The 25,124-nt window shown below is 71.6% G+C and carries 24 protein-coding genes; 15 read left to right on the top strand and 9 right to left on the bottom strand.

Translation table 11 applies throughout. The features are described 5' to 3' along the window. Window positions 1-58: 58 nt before the first annotated feature. The 5 genes from sigJ to OG538_RS29985 all read right to left on the bottom strand — a co-directional run bounded on the left by sigJ (window position 59) and on the right by OG538_RS29985 (window position 3,506). Window positions 59-991, bottom strand: coding sequence for an RNA polymerase sigma factor SigJ (gene sigJ / locus OG538_RS29965; protein ID WP_406098567.1), 933 nt, complete (start codon window positions 989-991; stop codon window positions 59-61). A 334-nt stretch (window positions 992-1,325) separates the two neighbouring features. Continuing rightward, window positions 1,326-2,027: a L,D-transpeptidase gene (locus OG538_RS29970; protein WP_406098568.1), complete on the bottom strand. Its 702-nt coding sequence runs from the start codon at window positions 2,025-2,027 to the stop codon at window positions 1,326-1,328. 64 nt (window positions 2,028-2,091) lie between these two features. Next, window positions 2,092-2,685 (bottom strand): pyridoxamine 5'-phosphate oxidase family protein, encoded by a 594-nt coding sequence (locus OG538_RS29975; protein ID WP_406098569.1) that lies wholly within the window; start codon window positions 2,683-2,685, stop codon window positions 2,092-2,094. Window positions 2,686-2,728: 43 nt separating this feature from the next. Then, the gene (locus OG538_RS29980; RefSeq protein ID WP_406098570.1) at window positions 2,729-3,223 is read right to left on the bottom strand and encodes a hypothetical protein; all 495 of its coding nucleotides are present in this window, start codon (window positions 3,221-3,223) and stop codon (window positions 2,729-2,731) included. A gap of 64 nt (window positions 3,224-3,287) precedes the next feature. After that, window positions 3,288-3,506: a hypothetical protein gene (locus OG538_RS29985; RefSeq protein WP_406098571.1), complete on the bottom strand. Its 219-nt coding sequence runs from the start codon at window positions 3,504-3,506 to the stop codon at window positions 3,288-3,290. A 240-nt stretch (window positions 3,507-3,746) separates the two neighbouring features. Between OG538_RS29985 and argH the strand changes: the two genes are divergently transcribed. From argH to OG538_RS30000, 3 genes are all read left to right on the top strand, one after another. Then, window positions 3,747-5,180, top strand: a complete 1,434-nt coding sequence (gene argH, locus OG538_RS29990; protein ID WP_406098572.1) for an argininosuccinate lyase — start codon at window positions 3,747-3,749, stop codon at window positions 5,178-5,180. Window positions 5,181-5,245: 65 nt separating this feature from the next. Continuing rightward, entirely contained in the window at window positions 5,246-6,217 is a 972-nt protein-coding gene (locus OG538_RS29995) for an aldo/keto reductase (RefSeq protein ID WP_406098573.1), read from the top strand. A gap of 78 nt (window positions 6,218-6,295) precedes the next feature. Next, on the top strand, window positions 6,296-7,186 hold the full coding sequence (locus OG538_RS30000) for a sigma-70 family RNA polymerase sigma factor (RefSeq protein WP_406098574.1): 891 nt from the start codon (window positions 6,296-6,298) through the stop codon (window positions 7,184-7,186). Window positions 7,187-7,207: 21 nt separating this feature from the next. On the opposite strand, the gene OG538_RS30005 is transcribed toward OG538_RS30000, so the two are convergent. Further along, window positions 7,208-7,732 (bottom strand): HAD domain-containing protein, encoded by a 525-nt coding sequence (locus tag OG538_RS30005; RefSeq protein WP_406098575.1) that lies wholly within the window; start codon window positions 7,730-7,732, stop codon window positions 7,208-7,210. 85 nt (window positions 7,733-7,817) lie between these two features. On the opposite strand from OG538_RS30005, the gene OG538_RS30010 reads away from it, so the two are divergent. Then, the gene (locus OG538_RS30010) at window positions 7,818-8,369 is read left to right on the top strand and encodes a TetR/AcrR family transcriptional regulator (protein ID WP_406098576.1); all 552 of its coding nucleotides are present in this window, start codon (window positions 7,818-7,820) and stop codon (window positions 8,367-8,369) included. Then, a complete protein-coding gene (locus OG538_RS30015; protein ID WP_406098577.1) occupies window positions 8,366-9,910 on the top strand; it encodes an MFS transporter in 1,545 nt (514 codons plus the stop codon). The genes OG538_RS30010 and OG538_RS30015 overlap by 4 nt, the downstream gene beginning before the upstream one ends. 86 nt (window positions 9,911-9,996) lie before the next feature. Here OG538_RS30015 and OG538_RS30020 read toward each other — a convergent pair whose 3' ends face one another. Continuing rightward, window positions 9,997-10,668, bottom strand: a complete 672-nt coding sequence (locus tag OG538_RS30020) for a lysophospholipid acyltransferase family protein (RefSeq protein ID WP_406098578.1) — start codon at window positions 10,666-10,668, stop codon at window positions 9,997-9,999. A 234-nt stretch (window positions 10,669-10,902) separates the two neighbouring features. On the opposite strand from OG538_RS30020, the gene OG538_RS30025 reads away from it, so the two are divergent. From OG538_RS30025 to OG538_RS30035, 3 genes are all read left to right on the top strand, one after another. Continuing rightward, window positions 10,903-12,057, top strand: coding sequence for a glycerophosphodiester phosphodiesterase (locus OG538_RS30025; protein WP_406098579.1), 1,155 nt, complete (start codon window positions 10,903-10,905; stop codon window positions 12,055-12,057). A 130-nt stretch (window positions 12,058-12,187) separates the two neighbouring features. Continuing rightward, window positions 12,188-12,754, top strand: a complete 567-nt coding sequence (locus tag OG538_RS30030; RefSeq protein WP_406098580.1) for a sigma-70 family RNA polymerase sigma factor — start codon at window positions 12,188-12,190, stop codon at window positions 12,752-12,754. A 37-nt stretch (window positions 12,755-12,791) separates the two neighbouring features. After that, complete coding sequence (locus OG538_RS30035; protein ID WP_406100368.1) at window positions 12,792-13,295, top strand: GNAT family N-acetyltransferase; 504 nt, start codon at window positions 12,792-12,794, stop codon at window positions 13,293-13,295. Window positions 13,296-13,319: 24 nt separating this feature from the next. Here OG538_RS30035 and OG538_RS30040 read toward each other — a convergent pair whose 3' ends face one another. Then, entirely contained in the window at window positions 13,320-13,757 is a 438-nt protein-coding gene (locus tag OG538_RS30040) for a hypothetical protein (RefSeq protein WP_406098581.1), read from the bottom strand. A 2-nt stretch (window positions 13,758-13,759) separates the two neighbouring features. Beyond that, window positions 13,760-14,119 carry a hypothetical protein gene (locus tag OG538_RS30045; protein ID WP_406098582.1) on the bottom strand — a complete coding sequence of 120 codons (360 nt, stop codon included), beginning with the start codon at window positions 14,117-14,119 and terminating at the stop codon, window positions 13,760-13,762. A 636-nt stretch (window positions 14,120-14,755) separates the two neighbouring features. On the opposite strand from OG538_RS30045, the gene OG538_RS30050 reads away from it, so the two are divergent. From OG538_RS30050 to cobA, 7 genes are all read left to right on the top strand, one after another. After that, window positions 14,756-15,814 carry a methionine ABC transporter ATP-binding protein gene (locus OG538_RS30050; RefSeq protein ID WP_406098583.1) on the top strand — a complete coding sequence of 353 codons (1,059 nt, stop codon included), beginning with the start codon at window positions 14,756-14,758 and terminating at the stop codon, window positions 15,812-15,814. Then, entirely contained in the window at window positions 15,811-16,482 is a 672-nt protein-coding gene (locus tag OG538_RS30055) for a methionine ABC transporter permease (RefSeq protein ID WP_406098584.1), read from the top strand. The genes OG538_RS30050 and OG538_RS30055 overlap by 4 nt, the downstream gene beginning before the upstream one ends. 71 nt (window positions 16,483-16,553) lie before the next feature. Then, window positions 16,554-17,420, top strand: coding sequence for a MetQ/NlpA family ABC transporter substrate-binding protein (locus OG538_RS30060; protein ID WP_406098585.1), 867 nt, complete (start codon window positions 16,554-16,556; stop codon window positions 17,418-17,420). A gap of 101 nt (window positions 17,421-17,521) precedes the next feature. Further along, window positions 17,522-18,199, top strand: a complete 678-nt coding sequence (locus tag OG538_RS30065; RefSeq protein WP_350994073.1) for a GNAT family N-acetyltransferase — start codon at window positions 17,522-17,524, stop codon at window positions 18,197-18,199. 131 nt (window positions 18,200-18,330) lie between these two features. Beyond that, a complete protein-coding gene (cbiE, locus tag OG538_RS30070) occupies window positions 18,331-19,569 on the top strand; it encodes a precorrin-6y C5,15-methyltransferase (decarboxylating) subunit CbiE (protein WP_406098586.1) in 1,239 nt (412 codons plus the stop codon). 333 nt (window positions 19,570-19,902) lie between these two features. Further along, a complete protein-coding gene (gene cobT / locus OG538_RS30075) occupies window positions 19,903-23,517 on the top strand; it encodes a nicotinate-nucleotide--dimethylbenzimidazole phosphoribosyltransferase (protein WP_406098587.1) in 3,615 nt (1,204 codons plus the stop codon). 290 nt (window positions 23,518-23,807) lie between these two features. Further along, the gene (cobA, locus tag OG538_RS30080) at window positions 23,808-25,061 is read left to right on the top strand and encodes a uroporphyrinogen-III C-methyltransferase (protein ID WP_406098588.1); all 1,254 of its coding nucleotides are present in this window, start codon (window positions 23,808-23,810) and stop codon (window positions 25,059-25,061) included. Window positions 25,062-25,124 lie beyond the last annotated feature (63 nt).

Here is a 25,124-nt window from a genome sequence, read left to right on the forward strand (position 1 = left end):
GCCCGGCCGATCGACGGTTTCGCACCGGGAATTGTCAGGTTCGAGGGGCGCGCCCCCCTCAACTGCTCCATGACCGCAGCTTGTCCGGGTTGCGAATCGCCCAGATACGCCGGATGCGGGACTCGTCGATGTCGAATGCGTAGACGGTCAGCACCTGACTGCCGTTCACCGCGACGAGGCCCGGCTGCCCGTTGACGCTCCGCTCAAGGAGGTCGAGACGGCCGGCAAGGTCCGCCAGCCGCACCAGGAACTCCGCCACCCGAACGTGGCCCTGGACCGGAACCGGCGAGGCCATCGCGCGACCCCCACCGTCGGCGATGGCGACCACCGAAGGGTCGAGGACGCGTACCAGGGCATCCACGTCCTTGGCCTGCCACGCCTGCCGGAACTCACCGACCAGGGCGGAACGCCGCAGCGTCTGTGCACCGCGGGCGCGGGCGGCCGCCACGCGTCGACGACCCGACGAGGCGAGCTCCCGGCAGGCCCCCGGTGTGCGGCCGACGATCTCCGCGACCTCGCTGAACGGCACCCGGAACACATCGTGCAGCATGAAGGCGACCCGCTCGGCCGGCGTCATCGCGTCGAGCACCACCAGGAACGCCATCTCGACGGACTCGTCCAACGTGATGTGGTCGGCGGGGTCGCCCGCCGTCGATCCGTGGGAGAGGCGGCTCCACTCGGCCCGCGCCGGCAGCGGCTCCGGAATCCACTCGCCGACGTACCTCTCCCGCCGCGTACGTGCGGAACGGAGCTGGTCCATGCAGATGCGGCTCACGACGGTGGTCAGCCAGGCTGCGGGGTTCGCGACGGCCGCCCGGCGCTCCACAGGCTGCGCGAACCAGCGGGCGTACGCCTCCTGGACGGCGTCCTCCGCCTCGGTCAGCGAGCCGAGCAGCCGGTAGGCGAGATTGGCCAGGTTGCGCCGTTCGGAGAGGAGTGGCTCGTCCTCAGGACGCGCCGGGGCTTCCTCGTTTTCGCCTGTGATGTCCATTCGGTCAGCGCCTTCCACTCGTCACCTACGAATCCTCCCGCCGGATACGACGGATCAGGGGCCGCAGACGTCAGGCGAGGACGGTGGCCCGGCTCCTGACATCGGGACCACTACACATCGGCGTGGAGGTGGACACGGCGATCGACCGCAAGGCGCTGGAGGGCCCGGTGGCCCCGGCGCGGATCACGCAAAGCCGCGTTCCGCTCGCCGCCGGACGGGAGCGGCGAGGACCGGCTGCCGGGCAGGCTCACCTTTCGCGGATGTCGGCACTACGTCCCACGCGTTCCTGAGCCGACCGAACGGGTGCATCCTCCACGAGTCTCCCGGGGCCCGATCAGTACCGGGTGATCGCGGTCGGACCCGAGCGGGTCCCGATCGCGATATGCGGACGGCGGGCCGGATCGACCCAGGCCAGGATCCGGTGCATCGCGGCCGCCGGCACGGAGACACAGCCGGCGGTCGCACCGCGCCCGTTGACGTGGAGGAAGATCCCCGCACCCCTGCGCCGGACCGGCCGGTCGTAGTTGAATCCCACGACGAGTGCGTGGGCGTACTGCGCCGGGTATGCGATCAGGTGCTCGGCTTCGGCCGCACGGCAGTCGGCGGGGCGCGGTTCCACCCACCGGTTGTAGTCACGCGCCGCGTTGTCCTGACACCACCACGACCGGTCGCCGACCCGGCGGTACGGATAGCGCGTCCCCGGCGGGGCCGCCTCGACCCCGAAGGCGTACGGCAGGTCGTACAGCCCGGTGGGTGTCGTGTTCGTCCCCTGCTTGCGCGCATCACCCTCGGCCAGCCCGTTCGCCCCGAAGCGGGCGGGTGCCGATCCGGCCGCCACCCAGCGGGCCCTCCGCAGGCTCCACCAGGTGACCGTGCCCGTGGTGGAGCCGGTGCCGGACGCCTCGGCCGTGATCAGCTGGCTCCCGCCGCCCGTGTCGGCCAGCCGCCACGGCAGGGGCGCGACAGCCGGGGGACGGGCCCCGAGCAGGCCGGCGAGAGCGAGCAGGACCGAACCGGTCACCAGGAGTCTGTGCATGCCCCGGACCGTAGTCCCGCCACCGCCGGGCCACCTGCCGGCCTGCTCCGTACGGCTCAGGCGCTCAGGACGCGGGCGGCATCACCGGCAACGGGAGCGGCAGCCCCGGCAGACCGTCGATGCTGGACGCGATGTGCTCCTTCTTCTCGAAGTAGGCGCTGAGCGAGGCGTCGTCCTCCCGGGCGAAGCGCTGGCCGTGCAGGGCCCGGTCCTCGTCGTAACTCATGAAGGGAACGCCGTATCCGCAGGTGTCCCGGATCAGTTCGGCCGTCACCACGATGATCGCCCGCAGTCCGTGCCGGGACGGGTCCACCTCATCGAACCGCGCGAGGAGCTCCGGGAAGCGGGGGTCGTCGCGGAAGACCGGCTCACCGCGGCCGTGCACCCGCACGATGTTCGGCGGTCCCTGGAAGGCGCACCACATCAGGGTGATCCGCCCGTTCTCGCGCAGATGCGCCACGGTCTCCGCGTTGCTTCCGGCGAAGTCCAGATACGCGACGCGCTGCTCGTCCAGCACGGTGAACGAGCCGCTGACGCCCTTGGGGGAGAGGTTGACCGTGCCCTCCCCGTCGAGCGGCGCTGTCGCCGTGAAGAAGATGTGCTGCTCCTCGATGAAGGTGCGCAGGCGTCCGTCGATGCGGTCGTAGGTTTTTCCCATGGCTCGATTATCCGGTGTCTACTCCCGCCGGGGCGGGGGCATTTCAAGCGCTGGGACGGATGTACCCGGCAGCCCGGAGCAGCCGCTGCGCCGCCACCCGCACCGCCCGCGGCCGGTCCGGCGTATCGCGCTCGGACAGCCCGTGGTCCTCGTCCCGCATCGACGCGATGGCCGTTTCGGCGCAGAGGTCCCGCAGGGGCGCGTCGCCGGAGCCCGCGGCCAGACGGGCCAGCCGACCCGGAGTGAGGAGGCCGCGGTCGAGGGCGATGCGGTGGGCGAACCGACGAGTGGCGCGGTCCTCGCTCGCGAGCAGGGCCTCCAGCTGCGCGGCGGGGCCTTCGCGCAGCCTCCGGCCGAGCAGGTCCACCGCGAACCGGCCCTGCTCGCGCCGGACCAGCAGCATGATGAGTTCCGCGTGAGGGACGAGCGCGGACAAGGTCACCTCCGACAGCATCGCCCGGGCCCGCTCGCGTACCGGGGCCGCCCAGTCCGCGCACCGCACGATCAGCAGCGGCAGCAGGGCGGGGGAGCCGGGCACCAGGTCGAGGGCCGCCGCACGGATCCTGCCGTCCTGGTGGCACAGGGCGATGACGCACGTGAACTCACTGGTCGCGGCCCCGTCGCAGGGACGGCAGCGGCGCGTTCCAGTCCCACCGAAGCCGCCGCCCTCCCGGTGCGACGTACGCTCCGAGGTCCTGGGGCGGCAGGTCGCGCATCGCGCGGTCGAGCGCCGGCCAGGATGCGGCCGAGGTGTGCTCGAACGCCTCGTGCAGGGATGCGCCGCCGGCCAGGCGCCGTGCCGCCGTCCAGGCCTCGTTCATGGTGCCCCCCGGGTGTACCGAGTGCCGACCGTACCGGGGGCGGCGCGGCAGGGCACCCCAATTGGCCGGCGGTCAGCTTTGACAAAACATGCAGAGGACCGCATAGTTATGCCTGATAGTGATCGCGGCAGTGGCTGCACCATGGATCGCGCCGTGAGCAGGGCATCCGTGACCGAGTGGGTCGCACTCGCGCGGGGAAGCGGTCGCACATCCACCCCTGGTTCTTCCGAGGAGCACGCAGTGAGCAACGGCAACGGCAACGGCGACGTACGTCTGTGGGGCGCCCGCTTCGCGGACGGTCCGGCCGAGGCGCTGGCCAGGCTGTCGGCGTCCGTCCACTTCGACTGGCGGCTCGCGCCGTACGACATCGCCGGATCCCGCGCCCATGCGCGCGTCCTCAACAAGGCGGGCCTGCTCACCGAGGACGAGCTGAAGCGGATGACCGCCGGGCTCGACCAGCTGGAAGCCGATGTCGCGGACGGCTCCTTCACCGGCACGATCGCCGACGAGGACGTCCACACCGCTCTTGAGCGCGGGCTGCTGGAGCGGCTCGGCCCCGACCTCGGCGGCAAGCTGCGGGCCGGGCGGTCCCGCAACGACCAGATCGCCACGCTCTTCCGGATGTACCTGCGCGACCACGCCCGCATCATCGGCGGCCTGATCGCCGAGCTCCAGGACGCCCTCGTCGGCCTCGCCGAGGCCCACCCGGACGTCGCCATGCCCGGCCGTACACATCTCCAGCACGCCCAGCCGGTGCTCTTCGCCCATCATGTCCTGGCCCATGTGCAGTCCCTGTCCCGGGACGCGGAGCGGCTGCGTCAGTGGGACGAGCGGACCGCGGTGTCCCCGTACGGCTCCGGAGCGCTCGCCGGCTCCTCGCTCGGGCTCGACCCGGAGGCGGTGGCCGCCGACCTCGGGTTCGAGCGCGGCTCGGTGGGCAACTCCATCGACGGGACGGCCTCGCGGGACTTCGTCGCCGAGTTCGCGTTCATCACCGCGATGATCGGCGTCAACCTCTCCCGGATCGCCGAGGAGATCATCATCTGGAACACGAAGGAGTTCTCCTTCGTCACCCTCCACGACGCCTTCTCGACCGGCTCCTCGATCATGCCGCAGAAGAAGAACCCCGACATCGCCGAACTGGCCCGGGGCAAGTCGGGGCGGCTCATCGGCAACCTCACCGGACTGATGGCCACGCTCAAGGCGCTGCCGCTCGCGTACAACCGCGACCTTCAGGAGGACAAGGAGCCGGTCTTCGACTCCTGCGACCAGCTCGAAGTCCTGCTCCCCGCCTTCACCGGCATGATGGCCACGCTCACCGTCAACCGCGCGCGCATGGAGGAGCTGGCCCCGGCCGGTTTCTCGCTCGCCACCGACATCGCCGAGTGGCTGGTCAAGAAGGGCGTGCCGTTCCGTGTGGCCCACGAGGTCGCCGGTGAGTGCGTCAAGGAGTGCGAGAGCCACGGCATCGAGCTCGACGAACTGACCGACGAGCAGTTCGCGAAGATCTCCGAGCACCTCACCCCCGAGGTCCGCACGGTCCTCAACGTGGCCGGCGCACTCGCCTCCCGCAACGGCCGCGGCGGCACGGCCCCCTCGGCGGTCGCCGTCCAGCTGGCCGAGGTCAAGGCCGACCTGGCGACGCAGCACACCTGGGCAGCGGCCGGTAAGTAGCCGGACGGGCATCGCGGGCTAGGTTGGGGGTAGTCGAGATTCCTGCCGACGACGAGGAGCCCGCGATGCCGTTCGCCCGACTGACCAGTGCGACCACCCCGACCGCCCACATCGGGCTCGGCCTGGCAGCGGTCGGCCGGCCCGGCTACATCAATCTGCACCGCGACCGCGACCTGCCCGGCGAGCGCACAGTCGACGCGCTGCGCGCCCGTACGCACGAACTGCTGGACGCGGCCTACGCGCAGGGCGTCCGGTACTTCGACGCCGCCCGCTCCTACGGCCGCTCCGAGGAGTTCCTCGGCGAGTGGCTGACCTCCCGGCCCGAGGTCCGCGACGTCGTCGTCGGGAGCAAATGGGGCTACACCTACACCGCCGACTGGAGCGTCGACGCCGAGTCGCACGAGGTCAAGGACCATGCCCTCGGTACGTTCGAACGCCAACGCGCCGAGACCGCCGCCCTGCTCGGCGACCGGCTCGACCTCTACCAGATCCACTCGGTGACCCCGGACAGCCCGGCGCTCGCCGACAAGGAACTGCACGCCCGGCTTGCGGCGCTCGCCGCCGAAGGGGTCAGCGTCGGCCTCTCCACCAGCGGACCGGACCAGGCCGACGCGATCCGGGCCGCCCTCACCGTCACCGTGGACGGCGAGCCCCTCTTCCGTACGGTCCAGGCCACCTACAACGCCCTGGAGACGTCTGCCGGACCGGCGCTCGCCGAGGCCCATGCCGCCGGACTCACCGTCATCGTCAAGGAAGCCATGGCCAACGGCCGGCTCGCCGGCACGGAGGCCCCCGCCGTGATGCGTGAGATCGCCGACGAGGAGGAGCTCGGCAGCGACGCGGTCGCCCTGGCGCTGGTGCTGCACCAGCCGTGGGCCGGCGTCGTGCTCTCCGGCGCGGCGACCGTGGAACAGCTCGCCGGTAACCTCCACGCGGCCGTCCTCGACCTCGACGAGGAGCGGCGGGCCCGGCTGGACGCGCTCGTGGAGGAGCCCGAGGCGTACTGGCGGCACCGCGCGACCCTCCCGTGGAGCTGAGCCCCTTCCCCACTCCTGTCACATCGGCCGGGCCCGCTACGTCAGTGTGATGACGGCACACGACGCAGGAGGACGGCTGTGGACGGAAACGAGTTCCTGGCGGCACGCTTCGAGGAGAACCGGGCCCGCCTCAAGGCGGTGGCGTACCGGATGCTCGGCTCCGACAGCGAGGCGGAGGACGCCGTCCAGGAGGCCTGGATCCGCCTCGGCCGGTCCGACGGTGCGGCGATCGACAACCTGGGCGGCTGGCTGACCACCGTGGTCGGCCGGGTCTGCCTGGACATCCTGCGCTCGCGCCGCTCCCGCCGCGAGGAACCCCTGGAAGCCGGCGCGGCGGAGGCCGGCGTGCCCGGCCGGACCCTTGGTCCGCAGCCCGGAGCCGACCCGGAGCAGCAGGCGCTGATGGCCGACTCGGTGGGCCTCGCGCTGCTCGTCGTGCTCGAAACGCTGGACCCGGCCGAGCGTCTGGCCTTCGTGCTGCATGACATGTTCGCGGTGCCCTTCGACGAGGTCGCCCGGATCCTGGACCGCACCCCGTCCGCCGCCCGGCAGCTCGCCAGCCGGGCCCGTCGCCGGGTGCAGGGCGCCGATCCGGTGCCCGACCCCGGCGCGGCCCGTCGGCGGGAGGTCGTCGACGCCTTCCTCGCCGCCGCCCGCGGAGGCGACTTCGACGCGCTCGTCGCCGTGCTCGACCCGGATGTCGTGGCCCGGTCCGAAGGCGCGGCCGGAACCGCCTCGTTGGTACGCGGGGCCGCGAACGTGGCCCGGCAGGCGATCATGTTCGCCCCGTTCGGCCGGTCGGCGCGTTTCGCCCTGCTCGACGGCGCGCCCGCCGTCGTCTCCGAGGTGGAGGGGCAGCGCTTCTCGGTCATGCGGTTCACGATCGAGCGCGGAAAGATCGTCGAACTGTTCGTGATCAACGATCCGGCGCAGCTGCCGGGGCTCGACCTGACCCTCCTCGGCGACTGAGCGGATGCGGCGGGGGAGCGGTCAGCCGGTCGTTCCCCGGCCGTCCGCCCACCCGGCCAGCGTGTCGAAGTCGGCCCGCTCCAGGCCGCACCGCGGGTCTATCCGCAGCAGCAGGCTCTCGGCGCCCGCCCCGTGCTCCGCCACCCACGCCCGGTCCCGGTCCGTGATCTCGTCGTCGATCCACGCGAACGGCCGTCCGGCCGCGTACTCCACGATGTAGTGCGTCTTCCAGTACGTCCCGTCCGGTGCGGCGACGTGCATGACCGGCCAGTCGATGTACGGCAGAGCGGGCAGTCCCAGATGCGGGCCGATCCACTCGTTCGCCTCGTCCTTCCACGTGGTCGCCCAGACCAGCTCGTAGCGGTCGGCGAGCGCGAGGAGTTGCTCGCCGTGCCCCGGGTTGAGCAGAACGGGCAGTGCCGGGCCGCTGGTCCACCCTGTCGGGCGCATGCGGTGCCTGGTGTATCCCTGCGGCGCGCGGCGGTGGGAGAGCGCTGCGTACGGATTGAGCGGACCGTCGATGTCGATCAGCAGCAGCGGCTTCATGCCAACATGGTCCTCCGGCCGCGGTGGGCGGCGCGAGCCGATTTCCGGTGAGACGTTGACGTCTCAAATGGGTTAGTGTCGTCTCATGACTCTTGATCGTGAGCAGGTTCTGCGCAGCGCCGCCGCCCTGCTGACCCGCAAGTCGACGGCCACCATGGACGAGGTCGCCAGAGCCGCAGGCATCGGCCGAGCCACCCTGCACCGGCACTTCGCCGGGCGGGACGCCCTGGTCAGGGCGTTGGAGGAGCTGGGGATCCAGGAGTTCGGAGCGGCACTCGACGCCGCGGCACTGGACGAGGGCACCTCCCGGGAGGCGCTGCGCCGGTTCGTCGACGCGATTGAGCCGAGTGCCGGGCTCCTGTCCTTCCTCGTGACCGAGAATCAGCTCTTCGAGGGCGACGAGCAGAACGACGGCTGGGACAGGCTGGACGCCCGGGTGGCCGCGTTCTTCCGGCGCGGCCAGGAGCGTGGCGAGATCCGTATCGACCTGACCCCGGCATGGCTGACCGAGGCGCTCTACGGGCTCATCAGCAGCGCCGCGTGGGCCGTTCAGGCAGGGCGGGTGGCCGCGCAGGACTTCTCGCACATGATCGTCGAGTTGCTGCTCGGCGGCGCAAGCCGGAGCGTGGAGCAATGAGCAGCATGGAACAGCGACCGGAGCCCTCGCCCGAGCTGTACCGTCCCGGGCGGTGGATCGCGCTGGCCGTGCTGGTGCTCGCCGTGCTGCTGGTGGCCGTCGACGCCACGGTGCTGGGACTCGCGACCCCGTTCCTGAGCGAGGACCTCGAACCGACCGGCACCCAACTGCTCTGGATCGGCGACGTCTACTCCTTCGTCATCGCCGGGCTCCTGGTCTCGATGGGCAGCCTCGGTGACCGCATCGGCCGCAAGAAGCTGCTGCTGTGCGGAGCCACCGCGTTCGGCGCGATCTCGGTGCTGAACGCCTACGCGTGGTCGCCGGAGATGATGATCCTGGCGCGGGCCCTGCTCGGTGTCGCCGGCGCCACCCTGATGCCGTCCACCCTCGCCCTGATCCGCAACCTCTTCCACGACGCCCGTGAGCGGAGTCTGGCCATCGGCATCTGGGGGGCGATGGCCTCCGCCGGTGCGGCGGTCGGGCCCGTGGTCGGCGGATTCCTCCTGGAGCACTTCTGGTGGGGCTCGGTCTTCCTGATCAACCTGCCGGTCATGGCGGTGCTCGTCGTCGTCGGCATCAAGATGATCCCCGAGTCCAAGAACCCGGCGCCCGGACCGTGGGACCTGGTGAGCGTGGGGCTCTCGCTGGTCGGCATGATCGGGGTCGTCTACGCCATCAAGGAACTCGCCGCCCACGGCGGAAGCTGGGAGGTCGCGCTCTCGGGCTTCGGCGGCCTGGCGGCGCTCGTCTGGTTCGTACGACGGCAGTTCCGCCTCCCCGCCCCGCTGCTCGACATGCGGCTCTTCCACCACCGGGGCTTCTCCGGCGCGGTGCTCGCCGACCTGCTGACCATCCTCGGCCTCTCCGGCCTGGTCTTCTTCCTCTCCCAGTTCCTGCAACTGGTGCAGGGGCGCGGGCCGCTGGAGGCCGGGCTCGCCGAACTGCCCGCGGCCGTCGGAGCGGTCACCGCCGGTCTGCTGGCGGGAACCACGGCCCGCCGCTTCTCCGTACGGTCCGTGGTGGCCGGCGGTCTCGCCGGGATCGGCCTGGCGCTGGCCGCTGTCGCCGCCGTCCACAAGGACACCGCCTACCCGCTGATCGGCGCGCTCCTGCTGGTCGTCGGGGTGGGCGCGGGCTTCGCCTTCACCGTCACCTCCGACGTGATCCTCTCCAGCGTCCCGAAGGAGCACGCCGGCTCCGCGTCCGCGGTCTCCGAGACGGCGTACGAGCTCGGCGCCGCCCTCGGCATCGCCCTGCTCGGCTCCATCGTCACCGGCGTCTACCAGGGCTTCACCGCCCCCGCCGGAACCCCCGCCGACGTCGCGTCGGCCGCCCACGAGTCACTCGGCGGCGCGGTGGAGGCGGCCAAGACGCTGCCCGAGCACGAGGCGACGACCCTGGTCTCCGCCGCCCAGGACTCCTTCGTCGACGGGCTGGGGGCCGCATCGGCCATCGGCGCGGTCGTCCTGCTGGCGACGGCGGTCGCCGCCTGGTTCCTGCTGCGTGGTCAGGAGCTGGAGGAGGGCATCGTGCACGACTGAGTCGTGCGGGGAGCGGACATGCGGAAGGGCCCGTACGGGGGTACGGGCCCTTCCCGGGTTCGTGCGCCGCGCCGTCGCGCTCCGGCTCAGGCGGCCTTGGCCTTCGTCGCGTACATGTCGACGTACTCCTGGCCGGACAGCCGCATCACCTCGGCCATCACCGAGTCCGTCACCGCACGCAGCACATAGCGGTCGCGGTCCATGCCCTCGTAGCGCGAAAACTCCATCGGCTCGCCGAAGCGGACCGTGACCTTGCCGGGCCGCGGCAGACCGGAGCCGCCCGGCTGCAACTTGTCCGTACCGATCATCGCGAAGGGCACCACCGGAGCACCCGTCATCAGAGTCAGGCGCGCGATACCCGTGCGGCCCCGGTAGAGGCGGCCGTCGGGGGAGCGGGTGCCCTCCGGGTAGATCGCGAAGGCCTTCCCCTCCTCCAGCACCCGGCTGCCCGTCATCAGCGCCGCGACACCGCCGCGTCCGCCGTCCCGGTCCACCGGGATCATGCCGACTCCCGTGAAGAACCAGGCCATCAGCCGGCCCTTGAGTCCCTTGCCCGTGACGTACTCGTCCTTGCCGATGAAGAACACCGGACGGTCGCAGCAGATAGGCATGATCATCGAGTCGATGAACGTCAGGTGGTTGCCCGCCAGGATCACCGGCCCGGACCCCGGAACGTTCTCGATGCCCTCCATCCGCGGACGGAACATCAGGCGCAGGATCGGTCCGAGCACTGCCTTGATGAGTGCGAGTCGGGACAACGGTTCCTCCGGTGTAGTGGCCGGGCCGGCCGAGGCGACGGATTGAGAGGGTCCATGCAGGTGAGGACGATACTCGTGGGTACCCGCTGATCGCACATCGGGTTCACGCAGTGGATACGCAGTGTTGACGTGTGTTTGCGCCATGTTCGCCCGGATGGCGCCGTCCGGACCGCGTCGCTGCCTACGCTCGGTCCGCGCCCGACAGGTGCCGGACATCACAAGCGAGGAGCATTCATGACAGAGCGTGCGCAGGCCGGTCCCGGACGACGGACCATCATAGGCGTGGGGGCCGCCGCACTCGGCACCGCCGCCCTCGGCGTCACCGGAACGGCGCAGGCGACCGGGAAGCCCGCCGGGCACGACGGCCACCGCCTCGACCTGCCGGTGCCGACGGTCATCGGGCACCGCGGCACCAGTGGCTACCGTCCCGAGCACACGATCGGCTCCTACCAGCTGGCTCTCGACATGGGTGCGCACATCATCGAGCAGGACCTGGTGCCGACCAGGGACGGCCACCTCGTGTGCCGCCACGAGAACGACATCACCGCCACCACCGACGTCTCCGCCCACCCGGAGTTCGCCGGCCGCCGGACGACGAAGACGGTCGACGGTGTCGCCCTGACGGGCTGGTTCACCGAGGACTTCACGCTCGCCGAGCTGAAGACGCTGCGGGCCAAGGAGCGCATCCCCGGCAACCGCCAGAAGAACACGCTGTACGACGGCCGCTGGGAGGTCCCCACCTTCGAAGAGGTCCTGCGCTGGGCCGACCGTGAGGGCCGGCGTCGCGGAAAGCCCGTCTGGCTGTACGTCGAGACCAAGCACCCCACCTACTTCCGGGGCCTGGGCCTCGGCCTGGAGGAGCCGCTCGCCAAGCTGCTGCGCCGCTACAACCGGCACCGCGCGCAGTCCCCGCTCATCCTCCAGTCCTTCGAACCCGGCAGCATCCAGCGGTTGTCGAAGCTCGTCGCCACCCCGCGCGTCGTGCTGCTCTCGGGCACCGGTTCCAAGCCCTGGGACTTCGTGGTGTCCGGCGACCCGCGCACCACCGACGACCTGGTCAAGCCCGCCGGCCTCACATGGCTCGCGTCCTTCGCCCAGGGCATCGGTCCCACCCTGGACCTGATCGTCCCCAAGGACGCCTCGGGCCGGCTCACCACACCCACCACCCTGGTGCGGGACGCGCACGCGCAGGGCCTGATCCTGCACCCGTACACGATGCGCAACGAGAACAGTTTCCTGCCCGCCGACTTCCGCCGCGGCACGGACCCCAACGCCTACGGGGACGCATTCGGCGCCTTCGCGGCGTACTTCGCCACGGGCATCGACGGGATCTTCTCCGACAACCCGGACACCGCGCTGCTCGCGGCGGCGGACTTCGCCGGGAAGTAGCGGCCTCTCGCCTCCGTACGGAGCGGTGTCCGGCTCTCCGAGGCGTCAGCACCCGGCCGGGGCGTGCCCCGGTCGGGTGGTCCCGGCAGGTTCGGCAACCGCCGTCCGGTATACCGGGTCGGGTGGGGGTGTGACGCTTCTCGATCTTCCCCGGGCGCTGCCCGTTCCGACAGCCGCTGCCGTCGTCCGTGCGCTGTATCCGCTGGTCGGAGCCGAGGCGACGGCCGAGGCCACGGCATCCGCCACCGGCGCCGCCGTCGACCGCGCCGATCTCGAACAAGCCGTCTGGCTGCGGCTGCTGGAACGGCTGGCGGACCGGGGGCTGCCCGCGGACCCCGCTCGTTGGGTGCGGGACACCGTCAGGGCGGAGGCCCGCCGGGCCCGCCGTACCGCCAGGCGCGAGCGCCCCTACCGTGACGAGCGGGCCGCCGACCTCTCCGGCTGCCCGGAGCGGGCCGCCCTCGGCGCCGACCAACGCCGGGTACTGCACGCCGCGGTGGACCGGCTCCCCGGCCGCTGTGCCCGCCTGCTGCGGGCACTGCTCTCCCCGGGCGATCCCACCTACCGAGAGATCGCAGGGGAGTTGGGTATGTCACAGGGCAGTTTGGGCCCGATCCGTTCCCGATGCCTTGGATGTCTGCGCAGAATGCTGGCGGCGGAGGTTGTAGCTCCTGAACTGCGGGGAATGGAGCGGTAGACAACCGGCGGATCAGGTGAGCGAGAGGCATGCGCAGATGGGCATGAGCGTGATCATCTCGGCGGCGAAGGCACAGGACGCCGAACAGGTCTTGAAACTCCAGTACCTCTGTTTTCAGCGCGAGGCGGAGCTGTACGGGAACTACCGGATCGACCCCCTCGTCCAGACCCTCGAATCGGTGCGGGCCGAGATCGCCACGAATCTGGTGTTCGTGGCGCGGCTCGGTGAGGAAGTCGTCGGTTCGGTGCGCGGGTCGGCGGAACAGGGCGGCACCGGACAGATCGGGAAGCTCTGCGTCCACCCCCGGCTCCAGGGGCACGGCCTCGGCGCCCGCCTGCTGGGTGCGGCGGAGGCCGGACTGGCCGACCAACGGTCGGCGACCCGCTTCAGGCTGCACACCGGACACCGCAGCGAAGGCAATCTGCGGCTCTACCGGCGCGCGGGCTACGCCCCCGTCGGCAACGCCACCGGTCAGGACGGCGTCCTGATGATCCTGCTGGAGAAGGAGGCCTCGGCGCACGCCTATGTGACGAGCGCCTGAGGACCGTCCCGGCGGGACGCGGAGTTACGCGGTCCGCGCGCGGCGCAGCCACATCATCCCGGTGACCGGAAGGATCACCGGGATGAACAGGTAGTCCCGGCCGAAGTACGACCAGACCGTGGCGTCCGCGAACGCCGAAGGCTCGACCAGTGTCCACGTTCCGACGATCAGCACACCGGCGAGTTCGGCGGCACAGCACACCAGCGCCGTCCGCCGCGCCTTCTCGCCGCCACGCACCAGCGAGTAGGTGATGAAGCCGTACACGGCCGCAGCGGCGGCTGACAGGACGTAGGACAGGGGGGCCTTCCCGAAGTCCAGGACCATCTGGACGATCGCACGGGACGCCGCCGCCACGGTGAACACGCCGTAGAACCAGACCAGTACCCGCCCGGGGCCGGTGCCCAGATCGAAGGGCTGCTTCTCGTCGGTTGCCGCCGCGGGGGTGCGATCGGTGTCGGTCACGGTCAGTTTCCCCAGATGTCGTAGAGCCGTACTTCGAGAACGGCCAGCACGACCGCGCCCGCCGCCACCGTCACCGAACCCCACCGGGTCCGCTCGCTCAGTGACAGGAAGCCCGCCGCCGGTACGGCGAGGAAGGCCCCGATCAGATACGCGATGAAGATGGTCATGCCCTGTTCCGGCCGCTCGCCGCGAGCCAGCTGCACGATCCCCACCACCAGCTGGCCGAGTGCCAGAGCCGAGACCACGGCCATTCCGATGAAGTGCCAGTCCTTGGTCGGCTGGTCCCGATAGGCGGCGAATCCGCACCAGGCGGCTAGGGCGAGGGCGGCCACGCCGACCGCGATCGTCAGGGCGTCAAGCATGAGCCGAGGGTATTACGGGCCACGGGTCCCGCTGCGTGCGCCCCCGGGACCGCGCGCCCCGGCCGGTGGAGACGGAGAGCCGCGCCGGTCCTCCGCCGCGGGTGGGCGGTCGTGGCGCGGGTCGTGGTCTTGACCACACCTTCCCATGCCCCCGGCCGGTGAGGGCTCCTCCCGGTTCGGTGCTGCTCCCTGCGTCTACGCAGGTCACAGAGGTACGGCCGTGGACCTCCCCAGCCCGCCGGGCGGTCGCGCCGCACCATCCACGGCTGTCCGCTATCCGGACAGCCGGTCCGGCGGCAACCTCACGTCTGTTTTACTTGGCGCATGACCACGACGAGCAGCCGCATCCTTGCGACCGAGGCGATCACGACGCCCGGTGCTCGTTGTATGTGTCGAATGCGCGCCTTCTGAGGGCCCACGCCTGAGCCTCGCGCCCCGAAGCGAGACCGAGCCCGAGCCGTCCGCACCCAGCGGAACGCGTCTCCCCGGCACGCTGCCCGGCGGTCACCGCCGTGTCCGGCCGTGCCGGGACCCCCGCTCGGAACGTCCGATCGAAACGTCCGGACAGTCTCACCGGACGAATGCCCCGTGCCCGGCGGACCCCGCGCCGCGCACTCGACAGTGACGGAAACCCCTGTGATCACCACTACGGGCCTCACGAAGGTCTACCAGTCGCGCGACCGCGAGGTCACCGCTCTGGACGGCGTCGACCTGCATGTTCGCGAGGGCGAGGTGTACGGCGTCATCGGGCAGAGCGGCGCCGGTAAATCCTCCCTCATCCGCTGCGTCAACCTGCTGGAGCGCCCCACCTCCGGAACCGTGACCGTGGCAGGCCAGGACCTCACCGCTCTCGCGGGCCGCGGCCGCCGGGCCGGAAGGGAACTGCGCGAGGCGCGCAGCCGCATCGGCATGGTCTTCCAGCACTTCAACCTGCTGGCGTCCCGCACCGTCCAGGGCAACGTGGAGCTCCCGCTGGAGATCCTCGGCGTCACCGGCCGCGAACGGTCCCGCAAGGCGCTCGAACTCCTCGACCTGGTCGGCCTCGCCGACAAGGCCAAGGCCTACCCGGGCCAGCTCTCCGGCGGCCAGAAGCAGCGCGTCGGCATCGCCCGCGCACTCGCCGGCGACCCCAAGGTGCTGCTCTCCGACGAGGCGACCTCGGCCCTGGACCCCGAGACCACCCGCTCCATCCTCCAGCTGCTGCGCGACCTCAACCAGCAGCTCGGCCTCACCGTCCTGCTCATCACGCACGAGATGGACGTCGTCAAGACGATCTGCGACTCCGCGGCGCTGATGCAGAAGGGCCGCATCGTCGAGTCCGGAACCGTCGGCGACCTGCTCGCCACCCCGGGCTCCTCACTCGCCCACGAACTGTTCCCGGTCGGCGGCAGCGCCTCCGGCCCCGACCGCACGGTCGTCGACGTCACCTTCCACGGCGACGCCGCCGGCCGGCCGGTGATCTCGCAGCTCTCCCGTACGTACAACATCGACATCTCGATCCTGGGCGCCGCGATGGACACCGTGGGCGGCAAGCAGATCGGCCGGATGCGCATCGAGCTGCCCGGCCGGTTCGAGGAGAACGTCGTTCCCATCGGCTTCCTGCGCGAACAGGGGCTGCAGGCCGAGCTCGTCGAGGGCACCGACGCCGAACCCGTCATCATTCCCGCACCGTTCACCAAGGAGGTGGCGAAGTGACCTGGTCCGAAATGCAGCCGCTGCTGACGCAGGGCACCGTCGACACCCTCTACATGGTCCTGTGGTCCGCCGTCGTCACCGTCCTGGTCGGACTGCCGCTCGGCGTCCTGCTCGTCCTCACCGACAAGGGCGGACTGCTGCGGAACACCCCGGTGAACAAGGTCATCGGCGTGATCGTGAACATCGGCCGCTCGCTGCCGTTCATCATCCTGCTGATCGCACTGATCCCGTTCACCACCTGGGTTGTCGGCACCTTCATCGGCCCGACCGCGATGATCGTGCCGCTGGCCGTCGGCGCCATCCCGTTCTTCGCCCGGCTCGTCGAGACGGCTGTGCGTGAGGTCGATCACGGACTCGTCGAAGCCGTCCAGTCCATGGGCGGTTCCATCCCGACGATCGTCCGCAAGGTGCTGCTGCCGCAGGCGCTGCCGTCCCTCGTCTCCGGCGTCACCACCACCGTCATCGTGCTCATCGGCTACTCCGCGATGGCCGGCGCGGTCGGCGGCGAAGGGCTCGGATCCAAGGCCGTCACCTACGGATTCCAGCGCTTCGACAACCAGTTCATGCTCATCACCGTCGCGTTGCTGATCGTGATCGTGACCGTGATCCAGCTGATCGGCGACGGGGCCGTGCGGCTCCTGGCCCGCCGCGGCCGCGCCACCTCCTGAGACTTCTCCTCCCCGAGCCCGCACTCCTTGTCCGGGCGCACCACCATCACCACCTGAAAGAGGCACTCTTCGTGCGTAAGAACATCAAGATCACCGCGGCTGCCGCCGCCACCGCCGCCCTCGCCTTCGGCCTCACCGCTTGCGGCACGGACTCCGACCCGGCGTCCAAGAGCGAAACCGGTGCGGGCGCCGACACCTCCAAGGCCCTCGTCGTCGCAGCGTCCCCGACGCCGCACGCCGACATCCTGGGCTTCGTCAAGAAGAACCTGGCAGCCAAGGCCGGCCTCAAGCTGGAGGTCAAGGAGTTCACGGACTACGTCCTGCCGAACACCGCCACCGAGACCGGCCAGGTCGACGCCAACTTCTTCCAGCACCAGCCCTACCTCGACGACTTCAACAAGAAGAACAACACCCACCTGGTCTCCGTGGGCACCGTGCACCTGGAGCCCCTCGGCCTCTACTCCAAGAAGCTCAAGGAACTGGGTGACATCAAGCCCGGCCAGACCGTCGCCGTACCCAACGACACCACCAACGAGGGCCGCGCGCTTCAGCTCCTCGCCGAGAACGGCCTGATCACCCTCAAGGCCGGCGTCGGCACGAGCGCCAAGCTGAGCGACATCACCGACAAGAAGGGCCTGGAGTTCAAGGAGCTGGAGGCCGCAACCGTCCCCCGCGCCCTGAACGACGTGGACGCCGCCGTCATCAACGGCAACTACGCCATCGAGGCCAAGCTCAAGCCCAGCGACGACGCCCTGGTGCTGGAGAAGGCCGAGGACAACCCGTACGCCAACATCATCGCCGTGAAGAAGGGCAACGAGAAGGACCCCCGCGTCGAGAAGCTCGTGAAGCTCCTCCACTCCGACGAGGTCAAGAAGTTCATCGAGGACCGCTACCAGGGCTCGGTCATCCCTGCCTTCGGTACCGCAGCCAAGTCCTGACCCCGGCGCGGCACTTGTCCGCGGAGCCCCGCACACCCCGCCCGGGTGTGCGGGGCTCCGTCGTGCCGACCCGGCCATGCACAAGGTCCGGCCGATGCTGCATGCTGTGCCTTTACACGGTCTTCGGCATGGAGCTGCGCATGACTTCCACCTTTCCGGACATCTCCATCAGCACGGACCGGTTGGTGCTGCGCCCGTTCGACATGGCGGACATCCCCGCGTACATCGAGATGATGAACGACGAACTCGTCGTCGCCTGGACCGAGGCACCTCATCCCTACACCCAGGTCGACGCCGAACGCTGGGTCCGCAGGATCGCTCCCGCACAACGCACCAAGGGCGACGGCATCGTGCTCGCCGTCACCGAGTTCCTCACCCAGCGCCTCGTCGGGTCGGTGCGGTTGCGCAACACCGACTGGCGCACCCGCGCCACGGAGGCCGCCTACATCACCGCCCCCTGGGCGCGGGGCGAGGGCTATGCCACCGAGTCGGTCCTGGCCCTGGCCCAGTGGCTCTTCCGCGACCAGGCCTTCGAGCGCATCGAACTGCGTACCGCCGCCGACAACACCGCCTCCCAGCAGGTCGCGCAGAAGCTCGGCTGCATCAGCGAGGGAGTCCTGCGCAACGCGCGCATAGCCCGCTCGCAGACCGAGGACGGAGGCTGGACCGACATCAGGACCGATCTGATCGTCTGGGGCCTGCTTCCCGAGGACCTCGAAGGGGTGGCCGAAGAGCTCGCCGACGCCGGTGGATACGGCACCTACAACGACTGGAACTGACAGCATTCCGCGAATGCTCCGACTTTCCCGGGGCACCGACACCACCTCACAGGTCCGGACCGGGTAGCCTCACCCTGCTCGACCGCGGGCGACCAGCCCCACCTGCGACAACTCCAGGAGACTGACGACAGATGGCCGACCGGGTCACAGTGATCGGCTGGGACGGCTCGCCACTGACCAGAGCGGCCACGGCCGCGCTCTCGGCTGCCACCCTCGTCGCCGGAGCCGCCCACCACCTCGCCCTGCCCGAAGTCCCGCAGGGCGCGGAGCGGATCCGGCTCGGCTCCGTCGATCTCGCGGCCCGCCGCATCGCGGGCCACCGCGGCAGCGCCGTCGTCCTCGCCGACGGAGACCCCGGATTCTTCGGTGTCGTGCGCACCCTGCGCGCCCCCGAGCACGGCCTCGAAGTCGAAGTGGTACCCGCCGTCTCCTCCGTCGCGACCGCCTTCGCGCGCGCCGGCATGCCGTGGGAGGACGCGCAGACGGTCGTCGCCCACCCCCGCACCCTGCGCCGCGCCGTGAACGTCTGCCGCGCCCATCACAAGGTCGCCGTCCTCACCTCGCCCGGCGCGGGCCCCGCCGAACTCGCCCTCCTGCTCGAAGGCGTCCACCGCACCTTCGTCATCTGCGAGGAACTCGGCACCGACCGCGAACAGGTCACCGTCGTCACCTCCGACGCCGCCGCCGACCACGTCTGGCGCGACCCCAACGTCGTCCTCGTCATCGGTGGAGGCCCTGAACAGCGGGCCGAAGGAGCCTGGATCGCCGGCCGCCATCCCGCCTACCCCCAGGGTGTACGCGGCTGGGCGCTGCCCGCCGACGCCTACCCGGGCGCCACGACGGACACCGTGGGCCGGAGCGGGGAGGGCGAGGCCCCCGGGCTGCGTGCCGCCCAACTCGCCCACCTCGGACCCCGGACCGGCGACCTGCTCTGGGACATCGGCTCGGGGAGCGGGGCGCTGGCAGTGGAGGCGGCCCGATTCGGCGCGGCGGTCCTGGCCGTCGACAGCGACCCGGGCGCCTGCGCCCGCACGACTGCGGCGGCCCGGGCGTTCGGAGTCCAGCTCCAGGTCGTCGAGGGCCGGGCTCCGCACGTGCTGGAACGGCTGCCCGAGCCCGATGTCGTACGGATCGGAGGCGGCGGCGCTCCTGTCGTCATCGCCGTCGCCGACCGCAGGCCGGAGCGGATCGTGACGCACGCGTCGACCCGGGACGAGGCCGAGGCGCTGGGCGCGGCTCTCACGGAGAACGGATACACGGTCGCCTGCTCCCTCCTCCAGTCCGTCGAACTCGACGCGGCTGCATGGTCGGAGCGCGAACGCACGGTCGTCTTCCTGCTGTCCGCACTGCGTTCGGACCTTGCCCCCTGACCCGGTCGGCATGCGGTGCGAGGTAGGCTGGCCGATCGTTGCACCGCGCCCGGACGTTCGTCGCTTCGTTCGTCAATGTCCGGAAAAGGGGACTGTTTTGACCCCCGTTGTGGTACGGCAGGACCGGGGGACGCGCAACGTGGCGTAGTCCACAGCGAACCGCGGCGAAATGACCTGCCGCGGCGGCGAACGGCCGCGAGAATGCAGTATGTCCGCGACCGAATCGTGCCGCGCGGCGCGCCCGCTCGTTCCATGGGACGAGCACCGGCGTGCCGTGTCCGGCCGTCCCGGGCGAAGGGCCGAAGGAGCACTGACGATGGGCGAGGGGTACGCATGAGTGACACCGGCCAGATCCCGGTCGAGGGACTGCCGGAGAGCGCAGGCATGGTGGAGCAGACGGGCATCCCCGCCCCGGACGCTTACACCTTCCTCGACCCCTCCGAGCATGCGCCCGAGGATGACGACCTCCTGTTGATGCCGAGCCCCCAGGGTGCCTGGAGCGAACCCCAGTCCGGCGCCGCCCCGCTGACCGAGCAGGGCGGTGGGTACCACTCCGGCCACGCCCCGCAGGCCCAGGGCGACGGTGGGGCGCAGGGTCCCGTCCAGGTCCAGGCCCCGGCCTACGCCATGCAGCAGGCCGCCGCCGAATCGCTTCAGGAGACCGGCCAGGGGACTCATGAGTCCGGCGGCCGCGACTCCGGCCACGTCGACCTCGGCGGCGTGCGCATGCCGCCGCCCGCACCGGTGCAGGCCCAGGCTCCCGCGGCCCAGACCCAGACCCAGACCCAGACCCAGGCACCCGCGCGCCGCCCGCTGCACCGCGGCCCGGCCTCCGCCGAAGTCGGCCCCTCCTATGGTGGTACGTCCGGCGGCGTGGTCCGTTCGCTCGCCGACCGGGGCCCGGCGGGCTCGCCCCAGCCGCAGGACCGCTCGCAGACGCAGGCAGCCGCGCAGACGCAGGCAGCCGCGCAGGCGCCGGCCCGGCACGCCGGCCCGGTCACCGCCGAGCCCGAGTACTTCGATCTGCCGGCCGACGAGGTGGCAGCGTTGCCGGGCCCGCAGCTCGGCGAGATCCCGCCCCAGGGCGGGGGGCAGTGGGCCGCCCGGACACCCCAGCAGGTGCCGGTCGCCGCTCCTCCCGTCGCAGAGGCGGAGCCGTCGGCCCCGGAGCCGACGGCAGCAGAAACGGTCGTCCCGCAGGCTGTCGTCCAGCCGGCTGCCGTCCCGGAGGCGGTGGCCGAGGAGTCCGTCGCCGAGGAGCCCGTGGCCGAGGTGCCGACGGAGATGCCCGCGCCGGTCGCACAGGTAGCGGAGCCGGTCGCAGTGGAGCCCGTGACCGCGCCGGCCGAGGAGCCCGTTCCCGCACCGCCGGCGCCCGAGGTGCCCGCCGAGGCCCCCGACGAAGCCGCTCGGACCGAGGTGCAGGCGGAGAAGGCACACCTGTACGCCGTGCCGGAGGCGGACGCGCCCGCCGACGCCGTCGCGCTCCCCGCGGCGGTGCCACCGGCCGAGGCCGCCCCTGTTGAAGAGGCAGTCGCCGAAGCCGCGCCTGCCGAAGCCGCGCCCGAGGGTGCGCTCGTCGAGGACGCGGCCGTGGACGCGCCGCTCGCCCCGGTCGTGCCCACCGAGCCCGGACCCGCCCTGCACGCGCAGGCCGGGGAAGTCCCGGTCGAGCCCGTGGCGGCCGTGCAGCCGCCGGTGGAGCCGGTTCCCGAGGGAGCTTCCCTGGGCCGGTTCGTCCGTGTCGCGGGCCCGCTTCCGACCACTCCGCACCTGGCTCCCACTCCGGTGGCAGAGCCCACGGCGGAGCCCGCGCCGGAGGCCGGGACCGTCGTCCGGACCGTCGCGCCGGAGCCCGTCGTCGCGCCGGAGGCCTCGGAGGCCCTCGTCGCGCCGGCGCCCGTGGTCGCGGAGGCCTTCGCCGAGCCCGAGCCGGAGCCCGAGCTCGTCGCGCCGGAGCCCGTGGTCGCGCCGGAGGCCTTCGCCGAGCCCGAGCCCGTCGTGCCCGAGGCGGAGTCCGGCCCCGAGGTCATCGAGACCCCGGACCTCACGGTCGGCCACGCGGAGCCGGTAGGACCCGAGGCCGCCGGGCCCGCGCCGGAGGCTCCGGTCGCCGAGCCCGTGGAAGCCGCCGAAGCCGCAGCTCCCGCGACGGCCGACGAGCCCGAGGCCGTGGAGGCCACGGCCACCGAGGCCGAGGACGTACCCGCCGCCTCGCCCCCCGCCCCCGGCTACGACGACGCCGAGCGCGAGGCCGTACTGCGCGTCATGCGCGAGCGGCGCGACATCCGCAACGGCTTCCGCAGCGACCCGATCCCGCACGAGGTGCTGCTGCGCGTCCTGGAGGCCGCCCACACGGCGCCCAGCGTCGGGCACTCGCAGCCCTGGGACTTCGTCGTCATCCGTTCCGCCGAGACCCGCCGTTCCATGCACGAACTGGCGCAGCGCCAGCGCGAGGCCTACGCGAAGTCGCTCCCCAAGGCGCGGGCGAAGCAGTTCAAGGAACTGAAGATCGAGGCGATCGTCGACACCCCCGTCAACATCGTCGTCACGGCAGACCCCACCCGTGGAGGCCGCCACACCCTCGGCCGGCACACCCAGCCGCAGATGGCCCCGTACTCCTCGGCCCTCGCCGTCGAGAACCTGTGGCTCGCGGCCCGGGCCGAAGGCCTCGGCGTCGGCTGGGTCAGCTTCTTCGACGAGCGCGAGATGGTCCGTGCCCTGGGCCTGCCCGAGCACCTGGAAGTCGTCGCGTACCTCTGTGTCGGTTACGTCGACGAGTTCCCGGAGGAGCCCGAGCTGATGCAGGCGGGCTGGTCCAAGCGCCGTCCGCTGTCCTGGGTCGTCCACGAGGAGACGTACGGCCGCCGTGCCCTGCCCGGTGAGGAGCCGCACGACCTGCTCCAGGAGACCATCTCCAGCATCCGGCCGCTGGACGCCAAGGCGCTCGGCGAGGCGTGGGAGCGTCAGAAGCGGATGACCAAGCCGGCCGGTGCGCTGGGCATGCTGGAGATCATCTCCGCGCAGCTGTCCGGGCTCTCCCGGATGTGCCCGCCGCCGATCCCGGAGCCCGCGGCCGTCGCGATCTTCGCGGGCGACCACGGGGTGCACGCCCAGGGCGTCACGGCCTGGCCCCAGGAGGTCACCGGCCAGATGGTCGCGAACTTCCTCAGCGGTGGTGCGGTCTGCAACGCGTTCGCGGCCCAGGTCGGTGCCGAGGTGTGCGTCGTCGATGTCGGCGTGGCCTCGGAGCTGCCCGCGCAGCCCGGCCTGCTGCCCCGCAAGGTGCGCGCGGGGACTGCGGACTTCACGACCGGCCCCGCGCTCACCCGCGATGAGGTCCTCGCGGCGATCGAGGTCGGCATCGAGACCGCCCGCGACCTGGTCGCAGCCGGCAACAAGGGCCTGCTGACCGGCGAGATGGGCATCGCCAACACCACGGCGTCGGCCGCCCTGATCTGTGTGTACACGGGGATGGACCCGGCCGAGGTGACCGGTCGCGGTACGGGCATCAACGACGAGATGCACGCCCGCAAGGTCGATGTCGTGCGACGCGCCCTCGATCTGCACCAGCCCGACCCGGCCGACCCGATCGGCGTACTGGCGGCCGTGGGCGGCCTGGAGCACGCCGCGATGGCCGGGTTCCTGCTCGGCGGGGCGTCGCTCCGTACGCCGGTCATCCTCGACGGTGTGAGCGCCGGCGCCGCGGCCCTGGTCGCTCGCGCCATCGCGCCGGAGGCCCTGGCCGCCTGCATCGCGGGCCACCGCAGTGCCGAGCCCGGCCACGTCGCCGCGCTCAACAAGCTGGGCCTGCGCCCGCTGGTCGACCTCGACCTCCGCCTCGGTGAGGGCACGGGCGCGCTGCTGGCGCTGCCGATCGTGCAGAGTGCGGCGCGCGCGATGCACGAAGTCGCTACGTTCGACTCGGCGGGAGTCACGGAGAAGTAGCTCCCACTCATCGATCGCCGGAGGGGCTTGTGATTCCAGCCCCTCCGGCGATGGGTGCACGGGGTCCGGGGCGGCGCACCCGGGGACGGGAAGGGGCGGGAGGGGCAGGGGGCAAGGCAGCCGCAGGCGCCCATGCCCACAGCCGCAATCCGCCCCCGCTCACCCACCCCGTATCGTGGCCCCAGCCCCAGCCCCAGCCCCAGCCCGCCCCCCCACAACACCGCACGTCATAGCCGCTCCACCGCCGCAGCGGCCGCAGCCCCCGCATCGCACGAGGAGCCCGCACCGCCATGGCCGAGCACGCCGATCACCCCGCCTACCCCGTCGGACTCCGCCTGAGCGGGCGCCGCGTAGTCGTCGTCGGCGGCGGTCAGGTCGCGCAGCGCCGCCTCCCCGCTCTCATCGCGGCAGGCGCCGACATCATCCTCGTATCGCCCACCGCCACCCCCTCCGTCGAGGCGATGGCGGATGCCGGCGAGATCCGTTGGGAGCGCCGCCCTTACGCAGACGGGGACCTGGCCGACACCTGGTACGCCCTCATCGCGTCCGACGACACGGCGGCCAACGACGCGGCCTCCGCCGAGGCCGAACGCACCCGCACCTGGTGCGTCCGCAGTGACAACGCGGACGCCGCCACCGCCTGGACCCCCGCCACCGGCCGCAGCGAGGGCGTGACCGTGGCCGTCCTCACCGCCGACGCGCACGGCCGCGACCCGCGCCACTCCGCCGCGGTCCGCGACGCCATCGTCGAAGGCCTGCGCGACGGCACTCTCGCCGCCCCCCACCACCGCACCCGGGCCCCCGGCGTCGCCCTGGTCGGCGGCGGTCCCGGCGACCCCGATCTGATCACCGTCCGCGGCCGCCGGCTCCTCGCCGAGGCAGACGTCGTCATCGCGGACCGGCTCGGACCGCGCGACCTGCTCGACGAACTGCCGCCGCACGTCGAGGTGATCGACGCCGCCAAGATCCCGTACGGCCGCTACATGGCGCAGGAGGCGATCAACAACGCGCTGATCGAGCACGCCAAGGCGGGCAAGGCCGTCGTCCGGCTCAAGGGCGGCGACCCGTTCGTCTTCGGCCGCGGCATGGAGGAGGCCCAGGCACTCGCCGCCGAAGGCATCCCCTGCACCGTCGTGCCCGGCATCTCCAGCTCCATCTCGGTGCCCGGCGCCGCCGGAATCCCCGTCACCCACCGCGGTGTCGCCCACGAGTTCACGGTGGTCAGCGGCCACGTCGCCCCCGACGACGAGCGCTCGCTGGTCGACTGGGAGGCACTCGCCCGGCTGCGCGGCACCCTGGTTCTCCTGATGGCCGTCGACAAGATCGGCGCCATCGCCCGTACGCTCATCGCCCACGGCAGGTCCCCCGAGACCCCGGTCGCTCTGGTCCAGGAAGGGACCATGGCCGCCCAGCGCCGCGTCGACGCGACGCTCGCGACGGCCGCCGAGCGGGCCGTGGCCCATGACGTCCGCCCGCCCGCCGTCATCGTCATCGGTGATGTCGTGGCGGTGGGCCCGGCATCCGCCGCACGCATCGCAGAGTAACCATCGGTAACGGACCTTCTCCAGACCGTTGGCACCACACACCGGACAAGGCAGTATCAACCT

Source organism: Streptomyces sp. NBC_01013 (assembly GCF_045162765.1).
In the GTDB taxonomy this organism is placed as follows: Bacteria; Actinomycetota; Actinomycetes; order Streptomycetales; family Streptomycetaceae; genus Streptomyces.